Origin of the sequence: Gordonia aquimaris (genome assembly GCF_026262595.1) — a bacterium.
GTDB classification, from domain to species: domain Bacteria; phylum Actinomycetota; class Actinomycetes; order Mycobacteriales; family Mycobacteriaceae; genus Gordonia; species Gordonia tangerina.
On sequence record NZ_JAPKFM010000016.1, the window covers coordinates 14,084 to 40,274 of the forward strand.

Sequence of the window (26,191 nt, forward strand, 5' to 3'; positions counted from 1 at the left end):
GTCAGGACGTGCGCACGACCATCTTTCCGGTGTTCTCCCCGCGCATGAGACCGACGAAGGCGTCCACCGCGTTGTCGATGCCCGTCACCACTGTCTCGTCATGCACGATCTTGCCGTCGGCGAACCAGCCGCTCATCTCCCGGTTGAACTCGCCGGCCTGGTCGAAGTGGTTGCCGATGGTGAAGCCACGCAACGTCAATCCGCGGGTGATGATGTTGGCCATGTTCGATGGCCCCGGCGTGCGGCTGGTGGCGTTGTACTGTGCGATCGCGCCACAGAGGGCGGCGCGGCCACCGTCGTTGAACGAGTCGAGCGCCGCCTCGAGGTGGTCGCCGCCGACGTTGTCGAAGTACACGTCGATCCCGTCGGGCGCAGCATCGCGCAGCTGTCGACGCACCGGACCGTCCTTGTAGTTGAACGCGGCGTCATACCCGTATCGGTCGGTCAGCAGTGCCACCTTCTCTGCCGACCCGGCCGAGCCGATGACGCGGTGTGCGCCTTTGAGGCGGGCGATCTGTGCGGCGGCGGTGCCCACCGCGCCCGCTGCGCCCGAGATGAACACGGTGTCGCCGGGCTGCATCGATGCGATCGTCAACAGACCCACGTACGCGGTCAGCCCCGTCATGCCCAACACACCGAGATAGATCGACGACGCTGCACCCGTTGGGGGTTCGGGTAGCGCGCGGAACTCACCCGCGTCCGCCTGAGTGACGTCGCGCCAGCCGAGCATGTGGCTGACGAGTGTGCCGACGGGCAGGTCGTCGACCGTCGTGGCGACGACGCGACCCACCGCGCCGCCCGTCATCGTCTCGTCGAGCTGGAACGGCGGGATGTAGCTGCGGGTGTCGATCATCCGCCCACGCATGTACGGGTCGACCGAGATGAACTCGTTGGCGACCCGGACCTGGCCTGCCGCGAGGTCGCCGTACTCGACGGTGACAGTGCTGAAGTCCTTGGGTTCGGGCCAGCCGGTCGGTCGGTTGACGAGTTGGATCTGGGTGCTGGTCACGGTCATCGGAACCTCCCGCTGAGTTGGCAATTGTGAACTGCTCGGTCCAGAATAGAGATCGAGTCGCCGAAACGACAACCGAGCGAGGGAGTGGGTATGGGTCGCCACCCGGGCTATGACGCCGCAAACGTGATCTCCCGAGCGCGGAATCTGTTCTGGCGAAACGGTTTCGACAAGGTCTCGGTGACCGATGTCGAACGCGCGACGGGGCTGTCGCGGTCGAGCGTCTACCATGCGTTCGGCAGCATGCGGGGCTTGTTCGACGCCGCAGTTCTCGATTACCTCGATACCGTCGTCCGGCCGCGCCTGCGTGGTCTCACCGGCGACCGGGTGTCGCCGCATGCGCTCCAGGACTACCTCCGCGACCTCGGTGTGGCGATCGAACAGCGCGCCGACTCCGACGAACCGACCGGATGCCTGCTATTGGGGACGGCGGCGACGTCGCTGGGTGACGACTCGGCCGTGCGCGAAGTGATCGCCGCGTACCACCGTGAACTGCTCGATGCGGTGTTGGCCGGGGCCCGCGCAGCGGATTCGTCGGCGCCTGAGCGTGTTGTCGAGGCACGCGCTCGATCGGTGGCGGGGGCGGTGATCGCGGCGAACGTGCTCGCGCGAGTGGACACCGAGTCGGCACTCGCGCTGCTCGAAGCGACTGCGAGGTCGGCAGCGGTGGCGCCGGATGCGGCCGATGTGAGGTGATCTCGGTCCACCCGTTCGTGCGTGGCCGGCCGGACAATGACATGCTGCTGTCGACACGTTCGTGCCGACTGGCGTCGGCGACCGGAAAGGCAGACGATGACGGTTTCGTACCAGGGCAAGGACTATTCGCTGGTCATGTTCGACCTCGACGACACCCTGGCGCCGTCGAAGAGTCCGCTGCCAGATGAGATGGCCGCCGTGCTGGCCCGGATGCTCGACGACACCATGGGCTGTGTCATCTCCGGTGGGCGGTTCACGCAGTTCGAAAAGCAGGTGATCGCGCGGCTCGGGGAGTTTGCGGGAGCCGGCAACCTACACCTGATGCCCACCTGCGGAACCCAGTACGTGCGCTGGTCGGGCACCGGGTGGGAGACGGTCTACGCGGAGTACCTCACCGACGACGAGAAGCAGCGCACCCTCGATGTCCTCGAAACCGGGGCGCAAGAACTCGGTCTGTGGGAGACCGAGACCTGGGGCCCGATCCTGGAGGACCGCGGTAGCCAGATAACTTTCAGCGCACTCGGACAGACCGCGCCGGTCGACGCGAAGGCCGCCTGGGATCCCGACGGTGCGAAGAAGGAGTCGCTGCGCGCCTACGCAGCGCAGCGGCTGCCCGACCTCGAGGTGCGTAGCGGCGGTTCGACATCGGTCGATGTCACCAAGAAAGGCATCGACAAGGCCTACGGCGCTCGCAAACTCATGGACATCCTGGAGCTGGGCATCGACGACATCCTCTTCTTCGGCGATCGCCTGGACGAGGGCGGCAACGATCGGCCGGTCCAGGATCTCGGTATCACCTCGATCGCCGTGGACGGGTGGCGCGACACCCACGAAAAGCTGTCGGCGATCGTCGGCTGAACGATCTAATAACCCTGAATTCCACGAATCGCAGGCTGCCGCCGGGCGAGAATCCATCGAAAGACGATGGGAGCGCCATGTCGCAGTCGGATGCGTTGCCGCCTGAGGCGATCGAACCCTACCTGGCACACGGGCGACGGTTGGCTCAGGATTTGCTCCATCCACCGGAACTCAACGTGAAGGCGGCTCTTCACGAGGAACCGAAGGGCACCCTGATCGCGGAGGGGGATTCGTGGTTCGACTACCCCGGTGCGGATGTAGTGCGCTGCCTGCGTGAGATGAACTGGGACGTCAGGTCAGTGGCCCGCTTCGGGCACGATGTCGAGGCCATGGCATTCGAAGCCTGGCAACTCGAGGGTTTACGGCGAGAGTGTGAGCGGCTGGCGCGGAGTTCAGGACTTGGTATCGACGGTCCCGGGGATTCGGATGTGAGGCCGGGGCCGACAGCGTTCCTGATCTCGGGCGGCGGAAACGATATCGCTGGCCCGGAGTTCGCAATGCTGTTGGAGCATGCGCGTTCCCCCGGCGGTGCCCGCGCCGCGACCGAGGTCATGGACCATGTGCTGGGGGTGCGCATTCGGAACGCCTTGCTCTCGTTGACAGGCAGCATTCAGGAGTTCTCGCAGCGCTACTTCAGACGGGACGACATCCCGATCTTCATTCATGGTTATGGCAATGCGCGGCCGACAGGAAGGGCGTTCAAGGGTATCGGGCTGCTTCCCGGCCCGTGGCTGGCGCCCGCATTCGAGCGGAAGGGACTCGATCGCGACGGGGACATCGAAGCGATGACACTAATCGTCTCCCAGGTCATCGGTCACTACAACGCGGTGCTCGCGCAGCTGGCGCGGAGCGTCCCGGTGTTGCACTACGTCGATGTGCGCCCGGTGCTTGCGAACAGCGCGGACGACTACCGTTCTGACTGGCAGGACGAGATGCACCCGTCGGCTGCGGCATTCTCGAGGATTGCGGAGCTACTCGACAGCAGTATCGACAGCGTTGTTCGCTGAGGTCGAGCAGGAGCAGGGCGACGTGCTGTCGGTCAGTCCTGTGGCTGCGAAACCGACTGGACGCGTTGGCTTCCCGAGGCCACCCGAAACGACCGCGCGTAGTACCGGCCCGTCTGCGGATCGGTCTTGTCGTTGACGAAATACCAGTCCATCTGGGCGGCGGCCGGGGTGACGGTGAGCACCGCGTAGCCGTGCGCGTCGAAGTCGTTCCAGCGCACATGTCGGTTGGCGGTCATGATCGCGGCGGGGACCGCATTGCCCACGGTGTGCTCGGGGACCCCGAGAATGTCGTCGACGTTCGACGAGGTCACCGACGGCACCACCAATTCGGTGGCGACGGTACCGGTGGCCGGATAGCGAGCGGGGTCGACCGGGATGTCGCAGGCCCAGGATGAATGGATGTCACCGGTGATGAACACCACGTTGTCTACGTCGTTGGTCCGGATGGCGTCGAGCAGCCGGGTGCGGTCGGCGGTGTAGCCGTCCCATTGATCGGCGTTGTAGGGGACGCCCTGCCTGGGCAGCCCGAGCACCTCAGTGAGGGCGGCGGCGTTTCGTTCGTCGAGCGGCGGAACCAGCACCGGCGAGATCATCACCGGGTTGCCGACGATTCGCCATCGCGTCGTCGACGAGGTCAAACCCTCCGTCAGCCAACCCATCTGGGCGGCACCGGTGATGCTGCGGGACTGGTCGTCGACACGCCGCGACGTGGCAGAGACCTGCTCATCGCGGTAGGTGCGCAGGTCCAGCATCGACAGTTCCAACAGGCGACCGAAGCCGAGGCGCCGGTAAAGGTGCCGGCCGTTCGGTCCGGCGGCGGGCCGCACCGGCATCCACTCGTAGTACGCCTTCTCCGACGCCGCTTTCCGTGTCGCCCAGGGGCCCTCGCTCGCGTCGTGGTTTTCGGCGCCACCCTTCCAGGAATCGTTGGCGGATTCGTGATCGTCCCAGGTGCAGATCCACGGCACACGGCGATGCAGCTCGGCGAGGTCCGGGTCGGTCTTGTACTGCGCGTGCCGCATCCGATAATCGCGTAGGGTCACGGTCTCGTTGGTGGGGGAGGTGGCGCGCACCACTCCGGACTTGCCGGTGTATCCGTCGCTCTCGTATTCGTAGAAGTAGTCGCCGAGGTGCACGACCGCGGTGAGGTCGCGATGAGCGCGGAGATGACGGTACGCCCCGAAATAGCCTGCTTCCCAGTTAGAACACGAGACCACACCGAACCGGAGGCGACTCACGTCGGCGTTGGGCGCGGGCGCGGTCCGGGTGTATCCCACGGGCGACATCGCTCCGGTTGCCGGGCCGGACGTCACTCGGAATCGGTAGGTGTACCGGGTGTTCGCGGCCAAGCCGGCAACGTCGACCTTCACGGTGTGGTCGGTGCCCGCCGCCGTGGTGACGGTGCCGGTGGCGACGACCGTGGCGAACGAGTCGTCGCGCGCGACCTCCCACGTGACCCCGGTGGCCGGACCGAGGCCCGAACCCGGTCGCGCTGCGGGGGTCGGGGTCACCCTGGTCCAGAGGATGACCCCATCGGGCAGCGGGTCCCCGGAAGCGACCCCATGTGCGAAGACCGCAGTAGATGCCGGGGCCGCAGTCGCCCTGCCGGCCACGACCGGAAGTGCCGCAGCCCCGGTGACCACGGCACTGGTCCGGAGGAAGGCCCGGCGCGAGGTGGCGGCCCGCTCATGATTCTGACTGGATGACTGAACGGACATGATTCCCCCACATCGGGCGCCACTTCCGGCGGGGCCGGATCAGGCGCTACTGACACATCGCCGAACATCATGCGCCATGTTGCTCGGCGGTAGCGAGCGATTGGGACAACCGGTCATCTGACCTGCTGGGTGTTTTGCCACCTCGTCGCCGAACGTTCACCTGGCCGTTCGGTGGAATGTGACGTGGTGAACTCCGCCCGGCGACGATCTCGTCCGGACCCGGTGGCGAACTGCGCTGCCCGACGCCCGATACTGGGGGACAATCGACGCCCCGTCCCCTCAGGGTGCGGATCGTGCAGACGTGGTGAGGAGCAGACGTGTCCGAGTTGGTGCCGCTGAAGGTTCAGATGGTGGCCGCGACCGAGTTCACCCCGCCGCCGGACGTCGACTGGACCACCGACGCCGAGGGTGGGGAAGCGCTGGTCGAGTTCTCCGGCCGCGCGTGCTACCAGAGTTGGGACAAACCGAACCCCCGGACCGCCACCAACGCGGGATATCTGCGCCACATCCTCGAAGTCGGCCACACTTCGCTGCTCGAACACGCGTCGGTCACCTTCTACATCACCGGGATCTCCCGCTCGTGCACCCACGAACTGATCCGCCATCGGCATTTCTCCTACTCGCAGCTGTCGCAGCGGTTCGTGCCCGAACACGACGCCAACGTGGTGGCGCCCCCGGCAATTCGTGGTGACACCGAACTCGAGGCGCTCTTCACCGAGGCCACCGACGCCTCGCGCAAGGCCTACAGCGAATTGCTCGACGCATTGGAAGCCAAATTCGCCGATGTGCCCAATGCGATCCTGCGCCGCAAACAGGCACGACAAGCAGCGCGGTCGGTGTTGCCGAACGCCACCGAGACCAAGATCGTGGTGACCGGCAATTATCGGGCATGGCGGCATTTCGTCGGTATGCGCGCCACCGAGCACGCCGATGTCGAGATCCGGCAGCTCGCCGTGGAGTGCCTGCGCCACCTGATGCGGGTGGCGCCGACAGTTTTCGGTGACTTCGAGATCAGCACCCTTTCCGATGGCACCGAGGTCGCCACCTCTCCGTTCGTGCTCGAGGGCTGACCGCCTACCACATCGCGGGGCCATTGTGTGACCGGCCACATTCCGGTGGCGGATCGTTCACTCGACCGTCGTCCGGATGTGCCGTCGAGTTCGAGTGAGAGATCGGTCCCGGGCATCAAATCGGTGGGCGCCGCCGGAGAGCGGCGCATTCATCGCTCATGCGGCAGTACCCAGGGGGAGGAACTCAGCCGTGTTCACGTCAGGGATTCATTCGACCGCAAGAATTCATTCGACCGGCACGCGGCGCGCCCGCCAGGCGATACATCGCCTGGCGGTTTCGCTCACAGCCGGATGCGTGGCGGCGTTTGCCGCGACAGGTGTCGCGGCAAACGCCACCGCGGCACCGACCGCGGCACCGACTGCGGCGACGCATCAGGCCGCCTCGATGCCGTCGTGCCCGAACGCGGGACCACCACAGGTCCTGACCACCGATCTGGCAACCTTCGAGGGCGGTGATTTCGACGACGAGGGTCGCCTTGTCGTTTCGAACTGGCTCGGTTCCAACGTGCATCGGATGGACACGCCTGGGCGCACCCACGTGATCAATCCGTTTCTGCTGTTCCCGCTCGGGGTGGTGAACAACGACGACGGCCGGATGGTGGTCGGCAACGGCGTCACCACACTTGCACCGTTGAGCCAGTTCATTCCCAGCGGACAGTTGCTGAGCATGAACCCGGACGACGGGGATTTCCACGCCTACGCGCGGCAGCTGGTCTCGCAGGGCAACGGACTGACCAGGGGGCCGGACGGGAGCATCTACGCCTCGAACGACCTCGCGGCATCGCTCGACAAGATCCTGCCCAACGGACACGTCATCAAGGGCTTCTATCAGAGCAGCGGTACCAATGGCGGGACCGTGAGCGCCGACGGAAAGACGCTGTATGTCACCGAGACCTTCACCCTCGACGCCAAGGTCATCGCCATCGACACGACGACCGGTCGCGGGCGGGTCTACTGGCGTCCACCGGCGAGTCTGGCACCGGCACACCTCGACGACGTCAAGCGCGATGGCGCCGGGAACCTGTATGTGGCCGCATGGGGTGCGGGGCAGGTGTGGCGGGTCTCGGCCGACGGCGAATCGGCCTGCGTGCTGATGGCCGATGAACTATTGCCGGCCGGACTCGTCGTCGGAAAGAACGGCACCCGGTTCGCGCCGCACAGCCTGTTCGTACTGACCCACGGTGGCCGAATCCTCGAGATCCCGGACGCGGTCCCGACGCCCCGCCCGGCGACCTGAACCGCGACCCAGAGCACCTGGTGACAGCGCCCGACCCGCGGGTGATGGAGGGGCGTGACCTCGCCGTTGGCATCCGCGGGTCGACCCGTCGCGACACAGTGCGCCCACACGCGAATGCGCCCTGGAGAGAAGGTAGCCTTGAGCACCATGAACGCAGGTGCAGACCAGCCGCAGGACCACCCGTTCGGGACCATCGCCGTGGCGATGGTGACCCCGTTCACCCCCGACGGTGCGCTGGATCTGGACAAGGCTGCGGAACTCGCGGATCACCTGGTCTCCAAGGGGTGTGACGGACTGATCGTCTCCGGCACAACCGGCGAGTCGCCCACCACCACGGTGCCCGAGAAGCTCGAACTGCTGCGTGTGGTGCTCGATGCGGTTGGTGACCGCGCTCGGATCACCCAGGGAGCCGGAAGCTACGACACCGCCGAGAGTGTCCGCTTCTCCGTCGAGGCGGAGAAGGTGGGCGCGCATGGGTTGCTCGTCGTGACGCCTTACTACTCGAAGCCTCCGCAGGCCGGGTTGCTGGCGCACTTCCGGACCATCGCCGATTCCACGGACCTGCCGGTGTTGCTCTACGACATCCCGCCGCGGTCGGTGGTGCCCATAGCCAACGAGACGATGCTCGCCCTCGCCGAGCACCCGCGGATCAAAGCCGTCAAGGACGCGAAGGGCGACCTGCACTCGGCGGCCGGCATCATCGCCTCCACAGATCTCGAGTACCTGTCGGGAGAGGATGCGCTCAATCTGCCGTGGTTGTCGGTCGGGGCCACCGGTTTCGTCAGTGTGATCGGCCACCTCGTGGCTGATCGTCTGCGCGAGATGCAGATCGCCTTCGACAAGGGCGACGTGCGCACCGCACGCGAAATCAACACCTCGATGCTGCCGCTGGTCAACGCCATGGGCCGGCTCGGCGGGGTGACGATGGTCAAGGCATCACTACAGCTCTTGGGACTCGATGTCGGGGCGCCACGACTGCCGCAGGTTCCGGCCGGTGGCCCACAGATCGAAGCGTTGATCGCGGACCTGCGGGCGGCAGGTGTTCTCGACCGATGACCGAACCCACCCGTCGTCGCCGATCCGCACGTCGCCAGGCCGGGCCCCCGGCCGCGCCCGTCGATCCGCCGACGCCCAGCCCAGAGGCCACCAGCCCAGAAACCACCGGCACCGAGCCGAAACACGCTGCTGGGCAGACACAACGACCACAGACCGGAGCGTCGCGGAGTGGTGGCGGCCGCCACGAGCGTCGGGATCGCCGCGCCGACAACCGAACTCGCGGCCAGCAGAAACCACAGCCGGCTGCGGTGCCGGCCGTCGACCGTCTCGGCACACCGCCGCGGGCGCCCCGCCACGGATTGCGGATAGTCGCGCTGGGCGGGATCGGCGAGATCGGCCGCAACATGACGGTGTTCGAGTACGACGGTCGGCTGTTGATCGTCGACTGCGGTGTGTTGTTCCCCGAAGACGCACAACCCGGTGTCGACCTGATCCTGCCGGACTTCACCTACATCGAAGACCGGATGGACGACGTCGACGCGATCATCCTGACCCATGGCCACGAGGATCACATCGGCGCCGTGCCGTTCCTGCTGCGGCTGCGCAGTGACATTCCCGTCATCGGTTCCAAGTTCACTCTGGCGCTGGTGGCGGCCAAGTGTCGTGAGCATCGCCTGCGGCCGAAGCTCGTGCAGGTCACCGAGGGAGAGCGGACCACGCACGGTCCCTTCGAGTGTGAGTACTTCGCGGTCAACCACTCCATCCCCGACGCGATAGCCGTGGCGATCCGCACGGGCGCGGGCGTTGCGCTCCACACCGGCGACATCAAACTCGACCAGTTGCCACTCGACGGCCGCCTCACCGATCTGGCCGGCTTCAGCAGGCTCGGTGATGAAGGCGTCGACCTGTTCCTCGTGGACTCGACCAACGCCGAGGTGCCGGGATTCGTCACCCCGGAGCGCGAGATCGGCGGAGTCCTCGATCAGGTGATCGGCCGGGCCAGACAGCGCGTGATCGTCGCGTCGTTCGCCAGCCATGTCCACCGCATCCAGCAGATCGTCGACGTCGCGCACGCCCACAACCGTCGGATCTGCTTCGTCGGGCGGTCGATGGTGCGCAACATGCAGATCGCCCAGGATCTCGGCTACCTGTCGGTGCCCGACGGCGTCCTGGTGGATCTCGACACCGCTGCCACGCTGCCGGATCACCGGCTGGTGCTGATCTCGACGGGTTCGCAGGGTGAACCGTTGTCGGCGCTGTCGCGGATGGCCCGTGGCGAACATCGTCAGATCAACATCCAGGCCGACGATCTGGTGGTGTTGGCGTCGTCGCTGATCCCGGGCAACGAGAACTCGGTGTTCGCCGTGGTCAACGGGCTCGCCAAGCGTGGCGCCACCGTGATCACCCAGCAGAGCGCGAAGGTCCATGTGTCCGGGCATGCGTCGGCGGGCGAGTTGCTGTACCTGTACAACGCAGTCCGGCCGTCGAATGTCATGCCGGTGCACGGTGAATGGCGGCACCTGCGCGCCAATTCGGCGCTTGCGGTCGCCACCGGTGTGGCCGAGGACCGGGTGGTGCTCGCCGAGGACGGCGTGGTGGTCGACCTCGTGGACGGGCGGGCAGCGATCACCGGTCGCGTGCCGGTCGGGCACGTGTATGTCGACGGCCTGTCGGTCGGCGACGTCGGCGAGTCGACGCTGTCGGAACGTCTGGTGCTGGGTGAGGGCGGATTCATCTCGATCACGATCGCAATCGATGCCACCACCGGCCGGGCGGTGTCCGCCCCGGAGGTGTCCGGGCGTGGCTTCTCCGACGACCCGGACGCCCTCAAGGCGGCCGCGGATCTCGTCGACCAGGCACTCGACGCGCTCGCCGCGGAAGGCATCACCGACGCCCATCGAATCGCCCAGACCATTCGACGCACCGTGGGTCGCTGGGTCGCCGAAACCTACCGCCGGCGACCGATGATCGTGCCGACCGTACTCGCCGTCGGTTCCTGAGCTCCCGTGCGGGCGCCGAGCGTTCGTTAGGGTGAACCTGTGACCTTCGCACAAGAAGAACGAGCTGCCCTGGTCGAAACGATGCGGTCGGTCGGGCCCGATGCGCCCACGCTCTGCGCCGGATGGACCGCCAAGGACCTGCTGGCCCACCTGGTCGTCCGGGAGCGCCGCCCGGACACCGCACCGGGCATCATGATCCCGGCCTTCGCGGGCCACACCGAGAAGGTGCGTGCCGCCGCAGCGGCAGGCTCGTGGGACGACATGCTGGCCCAGTTGGCCGCCGGACCTCCGCTCTATTCGCCGCTCAAGGTGGTCGACCGATGGGCCAACCTGGCCGAGATGTTCGTCCACCACGAGGACGTCCTGCGCGGTGCCGCCCGACCCGATCAGACCTGGACACCGCGCGAGATCTCCGCAGAGTTGCAGGAGGCGTTGATCGCACCGGCCAAGTCGATGAGCAGGATGACCCTCAAGAGCTGCCCGGCTCGCGTCACCCTCCGAACACGCGACAGCCGCGATCTGGTGACCGTAGGCACCGGGCCCGAGGCCGTCGTCGTGGGCAACCCAGGTGAACTGCTGCTCTTCGCCTTCGGTCGAGCACCGGTGAACGTGGTCTTCGATGGTGATGAGCAGGCGGTTTCGGCGGTGCAGGCGGCCAAACGGGGGCTGTGAACCCGGCCGCCGACACCGATCGGTTACGAATCCGACACGCGAGCGCGTTGCCAGTGTTGCCCATGTGACTGGCGAGGCGTCTGGCGACTAGTCTGTCCGCATGGCTTCGAAAGCAACCGCCGGTGCCCAGAAGAAGGGCGCAGCGAAGACGGGTGCGACCACCGCGAGGTCGACCACGAGCAGGACCCGGGCGACGGCCGGAAGTGCGAAGACGGGCGCTCGCACGGCGCGTAGCACCAGCGGACGGCGCGCGCCGGCGCGCGCCACCGCCGGCACCGTCCGTTCCGGCAGCTCGCGGCGCCCGTCTGATGCCCGCACCACTGGGACATCGAAGCGCGCGGGTGCGTCGCGTCAGGCCGACGCGTCGGCCGACATCCATCGGAGGTCGGTGGCGGCCAGCGGTGCGTCGGCGGTGGGACGAGGTCTCGGGGCGGGGTGGTCTTTGATGGCGCGCGGGGTGGGGAGTATCGCCCGCGCCGGCGGGGGAACGCAGTCGGGACGTCGTGACGAGCAAGACGACCTGACCGACGATGGATTCCTCGATGACGATGTCTCCGATTCCGGCGACGACGTCGTCGACGACGGGTTCGATCTCGACGGGCCCATCGTCGACGAGACATCCGGTCGCCGCTCGCAGGCCCATCGACGGCCGGTGGCCGGCGCGGCGCGTGATCTCAGCGGACACACCCACCGACGCGACGGCGCCGCACTCGCGGTGCTCGCCGCCGGGTTGCTCGTCGGCGCCAGCGTCTGGTTCGGTGCGGCCGGTCCGGTCGGGGCGTTCATCGAAGCGTTGATCCGGGCCGTCGTCGGCGGGGTGTCGGTCGTGGTGCCGCTGGCGCTGGTCGCCGTGTCGATCATGCTGATGCGGCGTCCGCCGAACCCATCGGAGCGAGCGCGCTACCTGGGTGCGGGGTTGCTGATCGTGCTCCCCGTCCTCGGACTCATCCACCTCGTCGCAGGTGCTCCCGAGGACCTCCCGGGTCGCTCGGCGGCCGGTGGGTTCTTGGGCTTCGCGGTCGGCACGCCGCTGACCAACGGCGTCACCGCGTGGATCTCGGTGCCGATTCTGGTGCTGTGTGTGGCGTTCGGGTGCCTGATCCTGAGCGGTAAGACCGTGCGTGAGGTCGCCGACGGGGTCGTCGGATATCTGGGTCTGGGCGGCGTCCTTGCGCTAGAGGATGATGTCGCGCCGTGGGATGACCTGGACGACGAGGTCGACACTGCCGCAGAGTTCGCCGATCCGGTGGACAACCGGGACCCGGAGGCGACCGAGGTCCTCGACGGCCGGGGAAGATACTCCGCCGATCCCTATGACAACTATCCGCCCGACGCCGAACCGGCATCGCGCAGTCGCCGACGGCGTCGACCGGCTGATCCCGACGTCGACGCCGCCGACTTCGCCGCCGCGACGACCGTTCCCCTCGACGACGAGGTCACCGAACAGATCGGTCGTCCCGAACCGTCGGTGTCGACGAGCGGACGATCTCGTGCGAAGGCCGAGCGGAGCACGCCGGCGCCGACCCCGAGTGCTCCGGTACCGGCCGAGCCGGAAGCCGACGAACTGCCGGGCGGCGGTCTGGTCGAACGGGTCGTCGACGGTGAATACCACCTGCCCCCGTCGTCGCTGCTCATCGATGGTGACCCCCCGAAACAGGGTGGCCGGTCGAACGACGACATGATCGAACGGATCGGTGGGGTGCTCGAACAGTTCAAGATCGACGCGGCGGTCACCGGCTACACCCGCGGTCCCACCGTCACCCGCTACGAGGTCGAGCTCGGGCCGGGCGTCAAGGTGGAGAAGATCACCGCCCTGCAGCGCAACATCGCCTACGCCGTCGCCACCGACAACGTGCGTCTGCTGGCTCCGATTCCCGGCAAGTCTGCGGTCGGTATCGAGGTGCCCAACACCGACCGGGAGATGGTGCGTCTGGCGGATGTGCTCAAGGCGCCCAAGACCCGCAAGGACACCCATCCGCTGGTGATCGGTCTCGGCAAGGACATCGAAGGTGAGTTCGTGAGCGCGAACCTGGCGAAGATGCCGCACCTGCTGGTCGCCGGTTCCACCGGCTCGGGTAAGTCCAGTTTCGTCAACTCGATGCTCGTCTCGTTGCTCACCCGCGCCACCCCCGAGGACGTGCGGATGATCCTGATCGACCCGAAGATGGTGGAATTGACTCCGTACGAGGGGATTCCGCACCTGATCACGCCGATCATCACCCAGCCGAAGAAGGCTGCCGCCGCGCTGGCCTGGCTGGTGGAGGAGATGGAGCAGCGCTATCAGGACATGAAGGCGTCGCGGGTGCGCCACATCGACGACTTCAACGCCAAGGTGCGCTCGGGCGAGATCACCACTCCGCTGGGCAGTGAACGCGTCTACAAGCCCTACCCGTACATCATGGCCATCGTCGACGAGCTCGCCGACCTGATGATGACCGCGCCCCGCGATGTGGAGGATGCGATCGTGCGCATCACCCAGAAGGCGCGCGCCGCGGGTATCCACCTCGTGCTGGCCACCCAGCGTCCTTCGGTCGACGTGGTGACGGGACTGATCAAGACCAACGTGCCGTCGCGGCTGGCCTTCGCCACCTCGTCGCTCACCGACTCACGCGTCATCCTCGATCAGCCGGGCGCGGAGAAACTCATCGGCATGGGTGACGGGCTGTTCCTGCCCATGGGGGCGAACAAGCCGATCCGCATGCAGGGCGCGTTCATCACCGACGAAGAGATTCAGGCGGTCGTCGACTTCACTCGCGAACAGAGCGACCCTGACTACACCGAGGGTGTCACCACCGCGAAGGCCGGCGACAAGAAGGAGATCGACGGCGACATCGGCAACGACCTCGATGATCTGTTACAGGCGATCGAGCTGGTGGTGTCGAGCCAGTTCGGCTCCACCTCGATGCTCCAACGCAAGCTGCGCGTCGGATTCGCCAAGGCGGGCCGGTTGATGGACCTGATGGAGACCCGCGGCGTTGTCGGCCCCAGCGAGGGCTCGAAGGCACGGGAGGTCTTGGTCAAGCCGGAGGACTTGGCCGGGGTGATCACCTCGATCACCGGCGGCGCGGACTCCTGCGAACAGGCGTGAGGGGCTCGGCGTCGGTCAGTCGAGACCGTGCTCGGCCAGCCACGTGGCGGCCCGGCGCGCCGATGCCCGGCTCAGCCAGGCGTCCTGGATGATCTCGGTGAGTTCGTCCCGAGTGACCTCGGAAACTCTTGACGTGCGCAACAACACCGACAGATGTCCGTTGAAATGGTTCGTGGTGAAAAACGGTGACCGATCCTGCTGCACCAACGCGAGTTTGTCGGCCTCCGAGGCGACCCAGATGACCACCACGTCGTCGTAGCGTTCGCCGGTCACCGGGTCGACCGCATCAGGGCGGGGAGTGCGGAAGAACACGAACGACTTGCCGCCGACCTGGTAGACGGGCCGGTCGGCATGGGTGCCGGCATCGGTCACATGTGGCATGCCCCGGGCAGTCGTGTGGATGTCGGCCACCGACGCCGGACGCGTCCCGGCCGACCCGGATGCAGGCGACATGGATGCAACCGTACGCGTGGGTGTACTAGGCTGGGCGACGATCCAAGAGGGGAGTATCCCCGACCTCGCGGCGTTCCCGTCAATACGGCCGCGTCCCGCCGACGATGCGGATCATCGTCGTCAGGACCGTCCCGGGTTCGTCGGTCGGCTCGCGGAGCGCACACGTACGTGGTGGGCGTCCGGTGTACCGGCGGGAGAGACCTCTGGCATCGCAACCGTTGTGCTGCGCGCTGGAGGAGATCGCTCGCATGGATGTTTCGTCAACCGTCTGGATTGTCACCTGTGTGGTGATCGCCGGACTCTTCGTCTTCGACTTCTTCGCCCACGTCCGCGTGCCACACGCCCCATCGCTGAAGGAATCGGGCTCGTGGTCGGCCGTGTACATCGGCATCGCCATCCTGTTCGGTCTCTTCGTGTGGTGGCAGTGGGGAAGCACCTACGGTGGCGAATATTTCGCCGGGTATGTGACCGAGAAGGCGTTGTCGGTCGACAACCTGTTCGTGTTCGTCATCATCATGTCGAAGTTCGCGGTGCCCAAGGAGTATCAGCAGAAGGTGCTGCTGCTCGGCATCGTGATGGCACTCATCCTGCGCGGCCTGTTCATCGCGGTCGGTGCTGCTGCCATCAACGCCTACGCATGGGTCTTCTACCTGTTCGGTGCGTTCCTGATCTACACCGCGATCAAACTCGTCCGGGAAAGCGACGACCCGGTCGACCACGAGGAGCAGCGCGAAACCCGGCTGGAACGCTTCGTCAAGCGCCGTCTGCGCACCACCGACGACTACGACCGCGACAAGTTGTTCACCCGTGTCAACGGCAAGCGGATGGCCACCCCGATGCTGATGGTGCTCATCGTCATAGGCTTCACCGACATCCTGTTCGCCCTGGATTCCATCCCGGCTATCTATGGGCTAACCCAGGAGCCCTACCTGGTGTTCACCGCAAACGCATTCGCGCTGATGGGGCTGCGACAGCTGTACTTCCTGCTCGGCGGGCTCCTCGACCGGCTGGTGTACCTGTCCTACGGACTCTCGTTCATCCTGGCGTTCATCGGCGTCAAGCTGGTGCTGCACGCCCTGCACGAGAACACCCTGCCGTTCATCAACGGCGGTGAGCACGTGTCGGTGCCCGAGATCACCACCCCGGTGTCGCTGGGGGTCATCGTGCTGACGCTGGTCATCACCACCGTCGCAAGCCTGATGAGTTCGAAGAAGCCGAAACAGTCGGAGTCCTCGGAGCCCTGACCCAACGCGGCGCCGGTGCCGTTGACGTATCAGGAACCGAACGGACCGAAAACCTCGGTCCACTCCACCACTCGGATCCCGTCGACGGCCCGGTGCGCGTTGAACGGGTCGTTGGCCAGGAACGCCTCGGCGGCGTCGAGCGACGCGGCCTGGATGAGGATCAGCGCGCCGGAGCCGTCCGGGTAGGGGCCGCAGGCCAGTACGTTGCCCGCGCGGAACTCCTCACCGAGCCATTCGCGGTGCAGCGGCCGGTGTTCGTCGCGGACGGCAGCCTTGGCGGGTTCGTAGGTGTAGTGCACGGCGAAGATGGTCATCGTCGACTCCTGTTGGTTCAGTGCGGTCGGATCGGTGCGGTCGGATCAGTCGAGCGCGGCCAGCATGCGGGTGTTACCCAGGGTGTTGGGCTTGACATAGCTCAGGTCCAGGAACTCGGCGACGCCGGTGTCGTAGGAGCGGCACATCTCCTCGAACACCTCCCGGGTCACCGGCGTCCCGTCGATCTCGGCGAAGCCGTGCCGCGCGAAGAAGGACGTCTCGAAGGTGAGCACGAACACGCGCGACAGTTGCAGTTCACGTGCGACATCCATCAGCCGGGCGACCAGTCGGTGGCCGATGCCGCGGCCGGCATACCCGGTGTCGACGGCGACCGTGCGCACCTCGCCGAGGTCGGCCCACAGGACATGCAGTGCACCGCACCCGACCACCACACCGTCGATGTCGGCGACCCAGAACTCCTGGACCGACTCGTAGAGCGTGACGAGGTTCTTCTCGAGCAGGATCCGCCCGGCGTACTGATCGATGAGTTCCTTGATCCGCGGGACATCGGAGGTACGGGCCCGGCGGATGGCCACCGCGCGGGCCGAGTCCGGGCCCGCCGCACTCGATTCCGACGATGTGGGGTCCGCGGGCGACGACGCCGGCTCGGGGGCGACAGGAGGCATGGCATCACACAGTAGTCGCGAACGTGACCCGGGCGCACGGACCGGCGACATCGGCCAGATAGGCTGGCATCGTGTGGGAGCAGTATCGTCGGGTCAGCGTGCGGCCACAACCGACGCAACCACAACGGATCCGGGCATCATGACCGATCGTGTGCGTCGTGCAGTCGAGGAGAGCGGTCTCGCGAATGCCGGGCGCGGTCCCGATCACATCACCGACCCGGTCGACCCGGTTCCGGTCGTCAACATCGCCAACGCGCTCACCGTCTTCCGGATCGTTCTCGTCCCGGTCTTCATTGTGGCGTTGTTTCTCGGCGGCGGTCACGACACCGGTTGGCGCATCGCGGCCGCAGTGATTTTCGGCATCGCCGCGATCACCGATCGTTATGACGGCCGCCTGGCCCGCGAGCGCGGTCTCGTCACCGACTTCGGCAAGATGGCCGACCCGATCGCGGACAAGGCGCTCATCGGTTCGGCACTGGTGGGCTTGTCGATCCTCGGAGATCTGTCGTGGTGGGTCACCATCGTGATCCTCATCCGTGAACTCGGGGTCACCGCCCTGCGGTTCTGGGTTCTACGCCACGGCGTCATCCCGGCCAGTCGCGGTGGGAAGCTCAAGACGTTGCTGCAGGCGGTGGCCATCGGGCTGTATCTGTTGCCGTTGGCCGGACTGTGGCATGTGGCGGCCGCGGTGACCATGGGGACCGCCGTGATCGCCACCGTCTTCACCGGCGGTGACTACGTGTGGCAGGCGCTCGTCCTGCGCCGACGCTCGCTCGCCGGTCGGACCGATGAGGGGCGCGCGAGGACGCCCGACTGACACGCCCGGCGTGTTCGCCCCTGGCGCAATCGGCTCGCGGTGCGCAGTGCGGCAGCGGCGGTGAACTTCGACTACTGTCGTGGCACGGACGGCGGAGAGGTCGGCGGAACTCGCCGCGGGGTCGACGCGTTGATGTGATGTACCCCGGGGCGTCGAACCGATCCGACGTCATGGACACGTCGGACGTCACGAACCACCCGATGTCATGATGTGCAGAGTCGTCACGATGTGCAGTACGGCCGGTGAGCAGTCGCGGACGGTAAGCAGTGAGGAGGACCTCGATGGCAGTGCTACTGCGTGAGGCGCTGGGAGACAGCCTGCGCCGGGTGCGCACCGCGCAGGGCCGGACCCTGCGTGAGGTGTCCACCGATGCCCGGGTCAGCCTCGGGTATCTCTCGGAGGTCGAGCGAGGTCAGAAGGAGGCGTCGAGCGAACTGCTGGCCTCCATCTGTGATGCGCTCGACGTCGAGATCGCCGAACTCCTGCTCGACGTGGGGCACGCGATGCTGCCCGCCGGCGACGAACACCTCGTCGGTTCCACGGACCCGGTGGCTGCGGGCGAGATGGGTGTGCTCGATGCGAAGGTCGTCATCCCCGGCCCCGGTGGTCGTACCGAGGCGGCACTGGCAGCGGCGTGAGGTCGGTTGTCGAACCGACCCGACCCGTCGCCCCGCGTCGGCCACAACGGCTAGATTGGTTACACACCGCAGGCGAATACCGGACTATGGAGTTGACGCAAGTATGGCGAACCCGTTCGTGAAGTTGTGGCGCTATCTGATGGCACTCGGCAACGCGAAGATCGACGAGAACGCGGATCCGAAGGTCCAGATCCAGCAGGCCATCGAGGATGCGCAACGACAGCATCAGGCGCTGTCGCAACAGGCCGCCTCCGTGATCGGCAACCAGCGACAACTGGAGATGAAACTCAACCGGCAGCTCGAGGAGATCGAGAAGCTGCAGGCCAACACGCGCCAGGCGCTGACCCTGGCCGATCAGGCCAGCTCGGCCGGTGACACGCAGAAGACTCAGGAGTACACCAACGCCGCAGAGGCCTTCGCCGCGCAGCTCGTCACCGCGGAGCAGAGCGTAGAGGATCTCAAGGTGCTCCACGATCAGTCGTTGCAGGCTGCTGAACAGGCCAAACAGGCCGTCGAGCGCAATGCGATGATGCTGCAGCAGAAGCTGGCGGAGCGGTCCAAGCTGCTCAGCCAGCTCGAACAGGCGAAGATGCAGGAGCAGGTCAGTGCGTCGCTCAACCAGATGAGCGAACTGTCGGTGCCGGGTAACACACCCAACCTCGATCAGGTCCGCGACAAGATCGAACGCCGCTACGCCAACGCACTCGGCCAGGCCGACCTCGCCCGCAACTCGGTGCAGGGGCGGATGCACGAGGTCGAACAAGCCGGGGTCCAGATGGCCGGCCATGCGCGTCTCGAGCAGATCCGCGCCAGTATGTCCGGCGGCGCGCTGCCGTCCTCGGGATCGGCCGAAACCGCCGCGCCGGCGCAGCCGACCGCGCAGCCGGGCACCGAACAGCCCCCTCAAACGGGCAACTGACAGACGAACATCTGAGCATGACCGCACCGACGGCCTCCTACCGACGTGGGGGGCCGTCGTCGTGTGCGGTCGGTGTTCGAATCCGATTTCCCGCCGAGGAGGGTTGTGGCACGAGTCGCCATCGTCGCGGGACCTGATGCCGGGCATGCGTTTCCGGCGTTCGCACTCGCCGAGCGGCTGACCGCCGCGGGGATCGAGGCTGTCGTGTACACCGGTGCGCGGTGGTGCGCAGACGCCGGGACCCGGGACGTCCGTGTCGAGGTACTACCCGGACTGGCCGCACTCCCCACCGACGATGACACCGATGCCGGCGCCAAATTGAGCCACCGTGCAGCGCGGATAGCGTCGGCCTTGGCGCCGATCCTCACCACCACATGCGTCGACCTGGTCATCTCCGATGTGATCACCGTTGGCGGAGCGTGGGCGGCCGAATTGGCGGGTGTTCCGTGGATCGAGTTGTCGCCGCACCCGCTGTACCGGGCGTCGGCCGGTCGCCCGCCGATCGGGGCCGGTCTCGAACCGGGCGTGGGACGGGTGGGTCGCCTGCGCGACACGGCCATGCGTGCGGCCACGGCGCGTTCGGTGCGGTCGGGTGAACGGCAACGAGCCCGGTCGCGGGCGACGATCGGACTGTCCGGCCCCAGCGGGGAACCGATCGCACGTCTGGTGGCCACTCTGCCTGCCCTGGAGGTGTGGCGACCGGATTGGCCCGCCGACACACATCTGATCGGCCCATTGCTGTGGGAACCCACCGACGTGGTCTTCGATCGACCCGTGGGCGACGGACCCGTGGTGCTCGTGGCGCCGTCCACGGCGGTCACCGGTGCGGCGGACATGGTGTCGACGTCTCTGGCGGCGCTGACCGGCGAACTCGCCGATCTTTCGGTGCGGGTGGTGGTCTCTGCGCTGCAGATCCCCGACGGGGTCGAACCTACGGCGCAGGTGACGGTGGGCACCGCCCGCCAGGACGAGGTGCTCACCGACGCGACCTTGGCGATCTGCGGTGGCGGACACGGAATGTTGGCCAAGGCATTGAAGGCCGCCGTGCCGGTGGTGACGGTGCCCGGTGGTGGGGATCAGTGGGAACTGGCCAATCGTGTCCGCCGGCAGGGCAGTGGTGTGCTGGTTCGGCCGTTGGATGTCGGGTCGATGGCGGCCGCGGTGCGGCAGGTGCTGTCCGATCCGGGATTCGCCGCCGCGGCCGCACAGGCGTCGGGTTCGGCGCGGGAGGTCGCCGATCCGGTCCGCATCGTGCAGTGGCTGCTGGGTCGGATGGCTGCCCGATCGGACGGGTGATCGGCTTCGCGTAGGCTGACGGCGATGCGTCTCACCGAGTTCACCGAGCTGATGACCGAGGAATTCGGCGCACAGTCGGCCGATTCGATCCTTCTGGACCACGTGCTGATTGATTTCGGCGGTCGGACCGGGGCGCAGGCCATCGACGACGGGATCGACCCGCGCGACGTATGGGTGGCCATCTGCCGGGATTTCGACGTCCCGCGCCACCGCTGGTGATCGCGGGCGTGTCACGCTTGCCATCGAACACATGTTCGTCCATTCTGAATCCAGAAGGAACCGCGCTCGCCTCCGGTGCGTCATAACCACGGGACACGAGCCAACCCACGAACCGAGAGCAGCCGTCCCCGGCCTGTTCAGCAAACTTGTCAGACCCCGTGGCTAGCGTGCACATCACGTCAGCAACTTCAGCAGACCACCACATCCACGACCGGCCACCGGTCAGAGTTCGGAGGAGAATCTCATGGCACCAGCACCGCAGGATCGGGAGAAGGCACTCGATCTGGCCCTCGCCCAGATCGACAAGAGCTTCGGCAAGGGGTCGGTCATGCGACTCGGCGAGGAGACCCGCCAGCCGATCGAGGTGATCCCCACCGGCTCCATCTCGCTCGACGTGGCGCTCGGCATCGGCGGTCTGCCGCGTGGCCGGATCATCGAGGTCTACGGCCCGGAGTCGTCGGGCAAGACGACCGTGGCGCTGCATGCGGTCGCCAATGCCCAGGCGCAGGGCGGGATCGCGGCGTTCATCGACGCCGAGCACGCGCTCGATCCCGACTACGCCGCCAAGCTCGGGGTGGACACCGACGCGCTGCTGGTGTCGCAGCCCGACACCGGTGAGCAGGCTCTCGAGATCGCCGACATGCTGATTCGCTCCGGTGCGCTGGACATCCTGGTCATCGACTCCGTGGCCGCGCTGGTGCCGCGTGCGGAGATCGAGGGCGAGATGGGTGACAGTCACGTGGGTCTGCAGGCGCGATTGATGAGCCAGGCGTTGCGCAAGATGACCTCTGCGCTGAGCAACTCCAAGACCACGGCCATCTTCATCAACCAGTTGCGCGAGAAGATCGGTGTGATGTTCGGCTCGCCGGAGACCACCACCGGCGGTAAGGCGCTGAAGTTCTACTCCTCTGTCCGCCTGGATGTTCGGCGTATCGAGACGCTCAAGGACGGCACCGACGCGGTGGGCAACCGCACGCGGGTGAAGATCGTCAAGAACAAGGTGGCCCCGCCGTTCAAACAGGCCGAGTTCGACATCCTCTACGGCCACGGCATCAGCAAGGAGGGCTCGCTGATCGACATGGGTGTGGCCGAGGGATTCATCCGCAAGTCCGGATCGTGGTTCACCTACGAGGGCGATCAGCTCGGTCAGGGCAAGGAGAACGCGCGCAAGTTCTTGATCGAGAACGACGACATCCGCGACGAGATCGAGAAGAAGATCAAGGAGAAGCTGGGTATCGGCGCGGTGGTCGATGCCGACGACGTCGCTCCGGCGCCGGTGGAGTTCTGATATCACCGACGTTCGGATACCACCGATGAGCACCACTTCGGACCCCGAGGAACGAACCGGACCCAGCGCCTGGGATGCGGCACTCCGTCTTCTCGGGGTCCGAGCTCGTTCCCGCCACGAGATGATCGACCGGCTCGCGCGTAAAGGCTTCGACAGCGACACCGTCGACGAGGTGATGGCCCGGCTCGACAAACATCATCTCATCGACGACGAGGATTTCGCCGCCGAGTGGGTGCGTTCGCGGCATGCCCATTCGGCACGCGGACGTGTCGCGCTACGACAGGAACTGCGGGCAAAGGGAATCGACGCCGGCATCGTGGAGTCCGCCCTGGCCGACCTCGACCCCGAGGACGAGCGTGTGGCGGCCACCGACCTGATCGCCAAGAAGCTCACGCCGAGTCAGGTCGATCGACTTCAGGAAGACCCGGCATCGCGTGACGCCGTGTTCCGTCGGCTCGTCGGCATGCTGATGCGCCGTGGGTATGCCCAGTCCCTGGCCATCGAGGTGGTCACCGAATCGCTGGATGCAGTGACCACCTCGACGGACTGATCGATCGGCTCGACACCGAATCCGGTTGCGCTACTTCTTGCCGAAGGTTGGCATGTTCTCGGCGGCGGCCTGGTCGGCCTCCTCGTGGTCGGCCACGGCGGTCTTTCGTCGCCCACCACGCAGTCGCGCCTCGAGGTAGGTGGCGAACGACGACAATCCGAAGTTGATGAGGATCATCACAATGGCCACCACGACGAGCGCCGGGAGGTAGTTGCCGTAGTACGACGCGGATTGGATGCCCGAGCGGACCACCTCGACATAGCCGATGGCATAACCGAGCGCACTGTCCTTGAGTGCGATCACCATCTGCGAGATGAGGGCGGGCAGCATCGCGGTCACCGCCTGCGGCAGCAGAATCACCCGCATCATCTGACTCTTGCGCAAGCCCAGGGCCTGCGATGCCTCGGTCTGACCCTTCGGCAACGAATTGATACCCGAACGAATGATCTCGGCGATCACCGAGCCGTTGTACAGCGTCAGCCCGGTGACCACCGCCGCGAAGGCCAGTTGTGACGACGGGAAGATCGCGTAGTCGGCGAACAGGTAGTACGCGAAGATCATCAGGATCAGCACCGGGATCGCACGGAACACTTCGACGATCAGTCCGGAGACGGCGCGTACCCAGGTGTGGTCGGAGAGTCGCCCGATGCCGAGCACCGCACCGAAGATCAGCGCGAACACGATCGACAGCGCGGCAGCTTTCAGAGTGCCCCACAACCCCGGCAGGATGTACGTGGTCCACGTCGTCGACTTGATGAACGGGTTCCATTTGTCCGCGGTGAGCTGATCGTTGCCGGCCAGAACATAGATCACGTAGGCCGCGACCGCCACCAAGATGGCGATGAACACCACGGCGATGATCGCGTTGCGGCGTCGTGCCTTCGGGCCCGGTGCGTCGTAGAGGACGGTGGCGTTGGCGCTCATCGCTTCACCGCCAGACGCTTGGCGAGGTAACCGAACACGAATCCCTCCGTCAGCGTGATGATCATGAAACCGATGGCGATGATCGCGAACACCGCGATGATCTGGTCAGAAAACGTCTCGATCTCTTCCTTCATCAGCAGCGATGCCTCCGCGACACCGATCACCGAGGCCACCGTGGTGTTCTTCGTGAGCGCGATGAGAACGCTGCCCAACGGGCCGATGACGGAACGAATCGCCTGCGGCAGCACGATGATCCCGAAGACCTGAGGAAAGGTGAGACCCAGAGAACGCGCCGCCTCGGCCTGTCCGAGGGGCACCGTGTTGAAGCCCGACCGGAGGGTCTCGCACACGAAGGTCGCCGTGTAGAGGATGAACGCCAACACCGCGAGCCAGAAGTTGTTGTTCTCGATGAAGTTCTCGTTGTCGGGTGCCAGCGCGAGACCGAGGTTCTGATAAAGGCCGATCGAGCAGAACAGCACGATCAGTGTCAACGGGGTGTTGCGCACCACGTTGACGTACACGTCGGCGAACCCGCGCATCACCGGAACCGGCGACACCCGCATCGCAGCCAGCAGGGTGCCCCAGATGAGCGCCCCGATCGCCGAGAAGAACGTGAGTTTCAGCGTCACCCAGAAAGCCGGCCACAATTGTGGCCCCATATCCGCCCAGAGTTCACTCATGTCGGTGCTCCACCTCCCTCGTCAGCTCAGGCCCGGTGGGCACGGTGTGGGTTCCGAGTCCAGGAAATCCAGGTCCCCGGGTGTCGGCGTGAACTCGTACTGCGAATCGGGCTCCTCGGCGCGGGCCATCATCCGGTCGACCTCTTCGTCGCCGATGGCGTCACGCAGCGCCGCATCCCACGGGGACGTCCCGTCGGGACCCGGCTGCATCATCTCGTCCAGGGCCTCGTTGACCGCGGTGACGACCTCCGGGCTGTCCTTCGCGAGGCCGATTCCGTAGTACTCGGTGGAGAACGGGGTACCCGCTGTTTTGAGGGCGTCCTTCACGCAGGCGTCCTGCGGATAGTTCATGTCGACGAGTTTGAATTCGTCGGGAAAGAAGTTGGCATACCCGGCGAGAATGACCTCGTCGGTGGTCAACGCGTCGACCTTGCCGCGCCGCAGCGCCTCCACACAACTCGAATAGGAGTCGTACTCCTGGAGCTGGACCGATGGAAGCTGCGCCTTCACGTTCTGAGCGGACGTGGAGCCGGTGACCGAGCACAGCTTCTTGCCCTTGTTGAGGTCGGTCAGCGTGGTGATCGAATCGTCGTCATCGCGGACCAGTAGACCCTGGTAATTGATCAGGTACGGACCGGCGAAATCGACTTCGTTCGCGCGCGACGAGGTGATCGAATAGGTGGCCGCGATCATGTCGACCTCGCCGTTCTTGATGAGCGTCTCGCGCTGTGCCGATGGCGTCTCCCGCCACTGGATCTCCGGGTGCTCCACCCCGAGGGAATCGGCGATGCTGTTGACCACATAGGTCGAAACCGCGGGATCGAACCCGGTCACGGATTTGTCGGGGTTTCGGATGCCGAGGCCGGGCTGATCGTATTTTGTTCCGAGCACCACGGTGCCCTCGCGTATCGAGTCGACGAGATTGCGCGGCTCAGAGCTGCCGCATCCCGCGAGTGTCGCGGCCAGGAGGGCAGCAACTACCGCGAACAGGCCGAGGGTGGAGGTGCGCGGTACACGTCTGCGTGATGTCACTGGTGATCTGTTCATCTCAGTGACCGAGGATCTTTCCAAGGAAATCTCGTGCGCGTTCGGACTTCGGTTGCGAGAAGAAGCTTTCGGGATCTGAATCCTCCACGATCGCGCCGTCGGCCATGAAGATGACGCGATCGGCTGCTTTGCGGGCAAAACCCATCTCGTGGGTCACCACGAGCATGGTCATGCCCTCCTTGGCGAGCGACACCATGACGTCGAGAACCTCGTTGACCATCTCGGGATCGAGTGCCGAGGTCGGTTCGTCGAACAACATGATCTTCGGGTCCATGGCCAGCGACCGGGCGATCGCCACACGTTGCTGCTGACCACCCGACAACTGGGCCGGGTATTTGTCCTTCTGGCTTGCTATCCCGACCCGTTCGAGAAGTTCGAGTGCTCGCTTGTTCGCGTCAGCCTTGTTCTTCTTACGCACCTTGATCGGAGCGAGGGTCACGTTCTCCAGGATTGTTTTGTGGGCGAAGAGGTTGAAGGACTGGAAGACCATCCCCACGTCGGCACGTAGCCGGGCCAGATCGCGGCCCTCGTCGGGAAGTGTGCGGCCCTCGACCTCGATCACGCCGCTGTCGACCGGTTCCAGGCGGTTGATGGTGCGGCACAGAGTTGACTTGCCCGATCCCGACGGGCCGAGGACCACGACGACCTGTCCGGCCGGAACCTCGAAATCGATGTCACGCAGCACATGCAGATCACCGAAGTGCTTCTGTACGTTCTTCATCGCGATCATCGGCTGTGGCCGGGAGGTGGGCACGGCCGTTGTGGAGTCGTCCGTCGGCGATTCGGTCATAGTGGCTCACACTAGTGTGATGGATGCGACT

At 66.0% G+C, this 26,191-nt stretch carries 26 protein-coding genes; 17 read left to right on the forward strand and 9 right to left on the reverse strand.

Annotation, left to right across the window (positions count from 1 at the left end; genetic code table 11):
• Position 1 precedes the first annotated feature (1 nt).
• Entirely contained in the window at positions 2 to 1,015 is a 1,014-nt protein-coding gene (locus tag OSB52_RS15085) for an NADP-dependent oxidoreductase (RefSeq protein WP_266062570.1), read from the reverse strand.
• Positions 1,016 to 1,105: 90 nt separating this feature from the next.
• Between OSB52_RS15085 and OSB52_RS15090 the strand changes: the two genes are divergently transcribed.
• From OSB52_RS15090 to OSB52_RS15100, 3 genes are all read left to right on the forward strand, one after another.
• A complete protein-coding gene (locus tag OSB52_RS15090) occupies positions 1,106 to 1,708 on the forward strand; it encodes a TetR/AcrR family transcriptional regulator (RefSeq protein WP_266062571.1) in 603 nt (200 codons plus the stop codon).
• Between the two features lie 96 nt (positions 1,709 to 1,804).
• Complete coding sequence (locus OSB52_RS15095) at positions 1,805 to 2,566, forward strand: HAD-IIB family hydrolase (RefSeq protein WP_266062572.1); 762 nt, start codon at positions 1,805 to 1,807, stop codon at positions 2,564 to 2,566.
• Between the two features lie 77 nt (positions 2,567 to 2,643).
• The gene (locus OSB52_RS15100; RefSeq protein WP_266062573.1) at positions 2,644 to 3,573 is read left to right on the forward strand and encodes an SGNH/GDSL hydrolase family protein; all 930 of its coding nucleotides are present in this window, start codon (positions 2,644 to 2,646) and stop codon (positions 3,571 to 3,573) included.
• A 32-nt stretch (positions 3,574 to 3,605) separates the two neighbouring features.
• Here OSB52_RS15100 and OSB52_RS15105 read toward each other — a convergent pair whose 3' ends face one another.
• Entirely contained in the window at positions 3,606 to 5,291 is a 1,686-nt protein-coding gene (locus OSB52_RS15105) for an alkaline phosphatase D family protein (protein WP_266062574.1), read from the reverse strand.
• Between the two features lie 317 nt (positions 5,292 to 5,608).
• On the opposite strand from OSB52_RS15105, the gene thyX reads away from it, so the two are divergent.
• From thyX to OSB52_RS15135, 6 genes are all read left to right on the forward strand, one after another.
• Positions 5,609 to 6,361, forward strand: coding sequence for an FAD-dependent thymidylate synthase (gene thyX, locus OSB52_RS15110; RefSeq protein ID WP_266062575.1), 753 nt, complete (start codon positions 5,609 to 5,611; stop codon positions 6,359 to 6,361).
• A 295-nt stretch (positions 6,362 to 6,656) separates the two neighbouring features.
• Positions 6,657 to 7,598 (forward strand): SMP-30/gluconolactonase/LRE family protein, encoded by a 942-nt coding sequence (locus tag OSB52_RS15115; RefSeq protein ID WP_266062576.1) that lies wholly within the window; start codon positions 6,657 to 6,659, stop codon positions 7,596 to 7,598.
• 147 nt (positions 7,599 to 7,745) lie between these two features.
• The gene (gene dapA / locus OSB52_RS15120; RefSeq protein WP_235722199.1) at positions 7,746 to 8,654 is read left to right on the forward strand and encodes a 4-hydroxy-tetrahydrodipicolinate synthase; all 909 of its coding nucleotides are present in this window, start codon (positions 7,746 to 7,748) and stop codon (positions 8,652 to 8,654) included.
• Positions 8,651 to 10,594 carry a ribonuclease J gene (locus tag OSB52_RS15125; RefSeq protein ID WP_266062577.1) on the forward strand — a complete coding sequence of 648 codons (1,944 nt, stop codon included), beginning with the start codon at positions 8,651 to 8,653 and terminating at the stop codon, positions 10,592 to 10,594. Before dapA ends, OSB52_RS15125 begins: the two co-directional genes overlap by 4 nt.
• A 39-nt stretch (positions 10,595 to 10,633) precedes the next feature.
• Positions 10,634 to 11,266, forward strand: a complete 633-nt coding sequence (locus OSB52_RS15130; protein ID WP_266062578.1) for a TIGR03085 family metal-binding protein — start codon at positions 10,634 to 10,636, stop codon at positions 11,264 to 11,266.
• 100 nt (positions 11,267 to 11,366) lie between these two features.
• Complete coding sequence (locus tag OSB52_RS15135; protein WP_266062579.1) at positions 11,367 to 14,354, forward strand: DNA translocase FtsK; 2,988 nt, start codon at positions 11,367 to 11,369, stop codon at positions 14,352 to 14,354.
• A 15-nt stretch (positions 14,355 to 14,369) separates the two neighbouring features.
• Here the strand turns inward: OSB52_RS15135 and OSB52_RS15140 are convergent, their stop codons facing one another.
• A complete protein-coding gene (locus tag OSB52_RS15140; protein ID WP_235722195.1) occupies positions 14,370 to 14,807 on the reverse strand; it encodes an MmcQ/YjbR family DNA-binding protein in 438 nt (145 codons plus the stop codon).
• A gap of 248 nt (positions 14,808 to 15,055) precedes the next feature.
• Between OSB52_RS15140 and OSB52_RS15145 the strand changes: the two genes are divergently transcribed.
• A complete protein-coding gene (locus OSB52_RS15145; RefSeq protein WP_266062580.1) occupies positions 15,056 to 16,051 on the forward strand; it encodes a TerC family protein in 996 nt (331 codons plus the stop codon).
• Between the two features lie 29 nt (positions 16,052 to 16,080).
• Here OSB52_RS15145 and OSB52_RS15150 read toward each other — a convergent pair whose 3' ends face one another.
• Entirely contained in the window at positions 16,081 to 16,365 is a 285-nt protein-coding gene (locus tag OSB52_RS15150; RefSeq protein ID WP_235722193.1) for a YciI family protein, read from the reverse strand.
• A gap of 45 nt (positions 16,366 to 16,410) precedes the next feature.
• The gene (locus OSB52_RS15155; RefSeq protein ID WP_235722192.1) at positions 16,411 to 16,992 is read right to left on the reverse strand and encodes an amino-acid N-acetyltransferase; all 582 of its coding nucleotides are present in this window, start codon (positions 16,990 to 16,992) and stop codon (positions 16,411 to 16,413) included.
• A 139-nt stretch (positions 16,993 to 17,131) separates the two neighbouring features.
• Between OSB52_RS15155 and pgsA the strand changes: the two genes are divergently transcribed.
• The 7 genes from pgsA to OSB52_RS15190 all read left to right on the forward strand — a co-directional run bounded on the left by pgsA (position 17,132) and on the right by OSB52_RS15190 (position 22,719).
• A complete protein-coding gene (gene pgsA, locus OSB52_RS15160; protein WP_235722191.1) occupies positions 17,132 to 17,809 on the forward strand; it encodes a CDP-diacylglycerol--glycerol-3-phosphate 3-phosphatidyltransferase in 678 nt (225 codons plus the stop codon).
• A gap of 281 nt (positions 17,810 to 18,090) precedes the next feature.
• Positions 18,091 to 18,447 (forward strand): helix-turn-helix domain-containing protein, encoded by a 357-nt coding sequence (locus tag OSB52_RS15165; protein WP_235722190.1) that lies wholly within the window; start codon positions 18,091 to 18,093, stop codon positions 18,445 to 18,447.
• Positions 18,448 to 18,550: 103 nt separating this feature from the next.
• Positions 18,551 to 19,366, forward strand: coding sequence for a PspA/IM30 family protein (locus tag OSB52_RS15170; protein WP_235722189.1), 816 nt, complete (start codon positions 18,551 to 18,553; stop codon positions 19,364 to 19,366).
• Positions 19,367 to 19,471: 105 nt separating this feature from the next.
• Entirely contained in the window at positions 19,472 to 20,662 is a 1,191-nt protein-coding gene (locus OSB52_RS15175; protein WP_266062581.1) for a glycosyltransferase, read from the forward strand.
• Positions 20,663 to 20,686: 24 nt separating this feature from the next.
• Positions 20,687 to 20,881, forward strand: coding sequence for a DUF3046 domain-containing protein (locus OSB52_RS15180; RefSeq protein ID WP_235722187.1), 195 nt, complete (start codon positions 20,687 to 20,689; stop codon positions 20,879 to 20,881).
• A gap of 244 nt (positions 20,882 to 21,125) precedes the next feature.
• Positions 21,126 to 22,169, forward strand: a complete 1,044-nt coding sequence (gene recA, locus OSB52_RS15185) for a recombinase RecA (RefSeq protein WP_235722186.1) — start codon at positions 21,126 to 21,128, stop codon at positions 22,167 to 22,169.
• Positions 22,170 to 22,194: 25 nt separating this feature from the next.
• A complete protein-coding gene (locus tag OSB52_RS15190) occupies positions 22,195 to 22,719 on the forward strand; it encodes a regulatory protein RecX (protein ID WP_235722185.1) in 525 nt (174 codons plus the stop codon).
• A gap of 30 nt (positions 22,720 to 22,749) precedes the next feature.
• Here OSB52_RS15190 and OSB52_RS15195 read toward each other — a convergent pair whose 3' ends face one another.
• The 4 genes from OSB52_RS15195 to OSB52_RS15210 are packed head-to-tail and all read right to left on the reverse strand — an operon-like array spanning position 22,750 to position 26,100.
• Positions 22,750 to 23,643 (reverse strand): amino acid ABC transporter permease, encoded by an 894-nt coding sequence (locus OSB52_RS15195; RefSeq protein WP_266062582.1) that lies wholly within the window; start codon positions 23,641 to 23,643, stop codon positions 22,750 to 22,752.
• Entirely contained in the window at positions 23,640 to 24,323 is a 684-nt protein-coding gene (locus OSB52_RS15200) for an amino acid ABC transporter permease (RefSeq protein ID WP_235722183.1), read from the reverse strand. Before OSB52_RS15200 ends, OSB52_RS15195 begins: the two co-directional genes overlap by 4 nt.
• Before the next feature lie 21 nt (positions 24,324 to 24,344).
• Entirely contained in the window at positions 24,345 to 25,370 is a 1,026-nt protein-coding gene (locus OSB52_RS15205) for a glutamate ABC transporter substrate-binding protein (RefSeq protein ID WP_266062583.1), read from the reverse strand.
• A gap of 1 nt (position 25,371) precedes the next feature.
• Positions 25,372 to 26,100 (reverse strand): amino acid ABC transporter ATP-binding protein, encoded by a 729-nt coding sequence (locus OSB52_RS15210; protein ID WP_235722381.1) that lies wholly within the window; start codon positions 26,098 to 26,100, stop codon positions 25,372 to 25,374.
• Between the last annotated feature and the right edge of the window lie 91 nt (positions 26,101 to 26,191).

Coding starts and splice junctions, on each gene's coding strand:
- OSB52_RS15085 (WP_266062570.1), bottom strand. CDS start 1,015: ATGACCGTGACCAGCACCCAGATCCAACTCGTCAACCGACCGACCGGC.
- OSB52_RS15090 (WP_266062571.1), top strand. CDS start 1,106: ATGGGTCGCCACCCGGGCTATGACGCCGCAAACGTGATCTCCCGAGCG.
- OSB52_RS15095 (WP_266062572.1), top strand. CDS start 1,805: ATGACGGTTTCGTACCAGGGCAAGGACTATTCGCTGGTCATGTTCGAC.
- OSB52_RS15100 (WP_266062573.1), top strand. CDS start 2,644: ATGTCGCAGTCGGATGCGTTGCCGCCTGAGGCGATCGAACCCTACCTG.
- OSB52_RS15105 (WP_266062574.1), bottom strand. CDS start 5,291: ATGTCCGTTCAGTCATCCAGTCAGAATCATGAGCGGGCCGCCACCTCG.
- dapA (WP_235722199.1), top strand. CDS start 7,746: ATGAACGCAGGTGCAGACCAGCCGCAGGACCACCCGTTCGGGACCATC.
- OSB52_RS15125 (WP_266062577.1), top strand. CDS start 8,651: ATGACCGAACCCACCCGTCGTCGCCGATCCGCACGTCGCCAGGCCGGG.
- OSB52_RS15135 (WP_266062579.1), top strand. CDS start 11,367: ATGGCTTCGAAAGCAACCGCCGGTGCCCAGAAGAAGGGCGCAGCGAAG.
- OSB52_RS15140 (WP_235722195.1), bottom strand. CDS start 14,807: ATGTCGCCTGCATCCGGGTCGGCCGGGACGCGTCCGGCGTCGGTGGCC.
- OSB52_RS15145 (WP_266062580.1), top strand. CDS start 15,056: ATGGATGTTTCGTCAACCGTCTGGATTGTCACCTGTGTGGTGATCGCC.
- OSB52_RS15150 (WP_235722193.1), bottom strand. CDS start 16,365: ATGACCATCTTCGCCGTGCACTACACCTACGAACCCGCCAAGGCTGCC.
- OSB52_RS15155 (WP_235722192.1), bottom strand. CDS start 16,992: ATGCCTCCTGTCGCCCCCGAGCCGGCGTCGTCGCCCGCGGACCCCACA.
- pgsA (WP_235722191.1), top strand. CDS start 17,132: ATGACCGATCGTGTGCGTCGTGCAGTCGAGGAGAGCGGTCTCGCGAAT.
- OSB52_RS15165 (WP_235722190.1), top strand. CDS start 18,091: ATGGCAGTGCTACTGCGTGAGGCGCTGGGAGACAGCCTGCGCCGGGTG.
- OSB52_RS15170 (WP_235722189.1), top strand. CDS start 18,551: ATGGCGAACCCGTTCGTGAAGTTGTGGCGCTATCTGATGGCACTCGGC.
- OSB52_RS15180 (WP_235722187.1), top strand. CDS start 20,687: ATGCGTCTCACCGAGTTCACCGAGCTGATGACCGAGGAATTCGGCGCA.
- recA (WP_235722186.1), top strand. CDS start 21,126: ATGGCACCAGCACCGCAGGATCGGGAGAAGGCACTCGATCTGGCCCTC.
- OSB52_RS15190 (WP_235722185.1), top strand. CDS start 22,195: ATGAGCACCACTTCGGACCCCGAGGAACGAACCGGACCCAGCGCCTGG.
- OSB52_RS15195 (WP_266062582.1), bottom strand. CDS start 23,643: ATGAGCGCCAACGCCACCGTCCTCTACGACGCACCGGGCCCGAAGGCA.
- OSB52_RS15200 (WP_235722183.1), bottom strand. CDS start 24,323: ATGAGTGAACTCTGGGCGGATATGGGGCCACAATTGTGGCCGGCTTTC.
- OSB52_RS15205 (WP_266062583.1), bottom strand. CDS start 25,370: ATGAACAGATCACCAGTGACATCACGCAGACGTGTACCGCGCACCTCC.
- OSB52_RS15210 (WP_235722381.1), bottom strand. CDS start 26,100: ATGATCGCGATGAAGAACGTACAGAAGCACTTCGGTGATCTGCATGTG.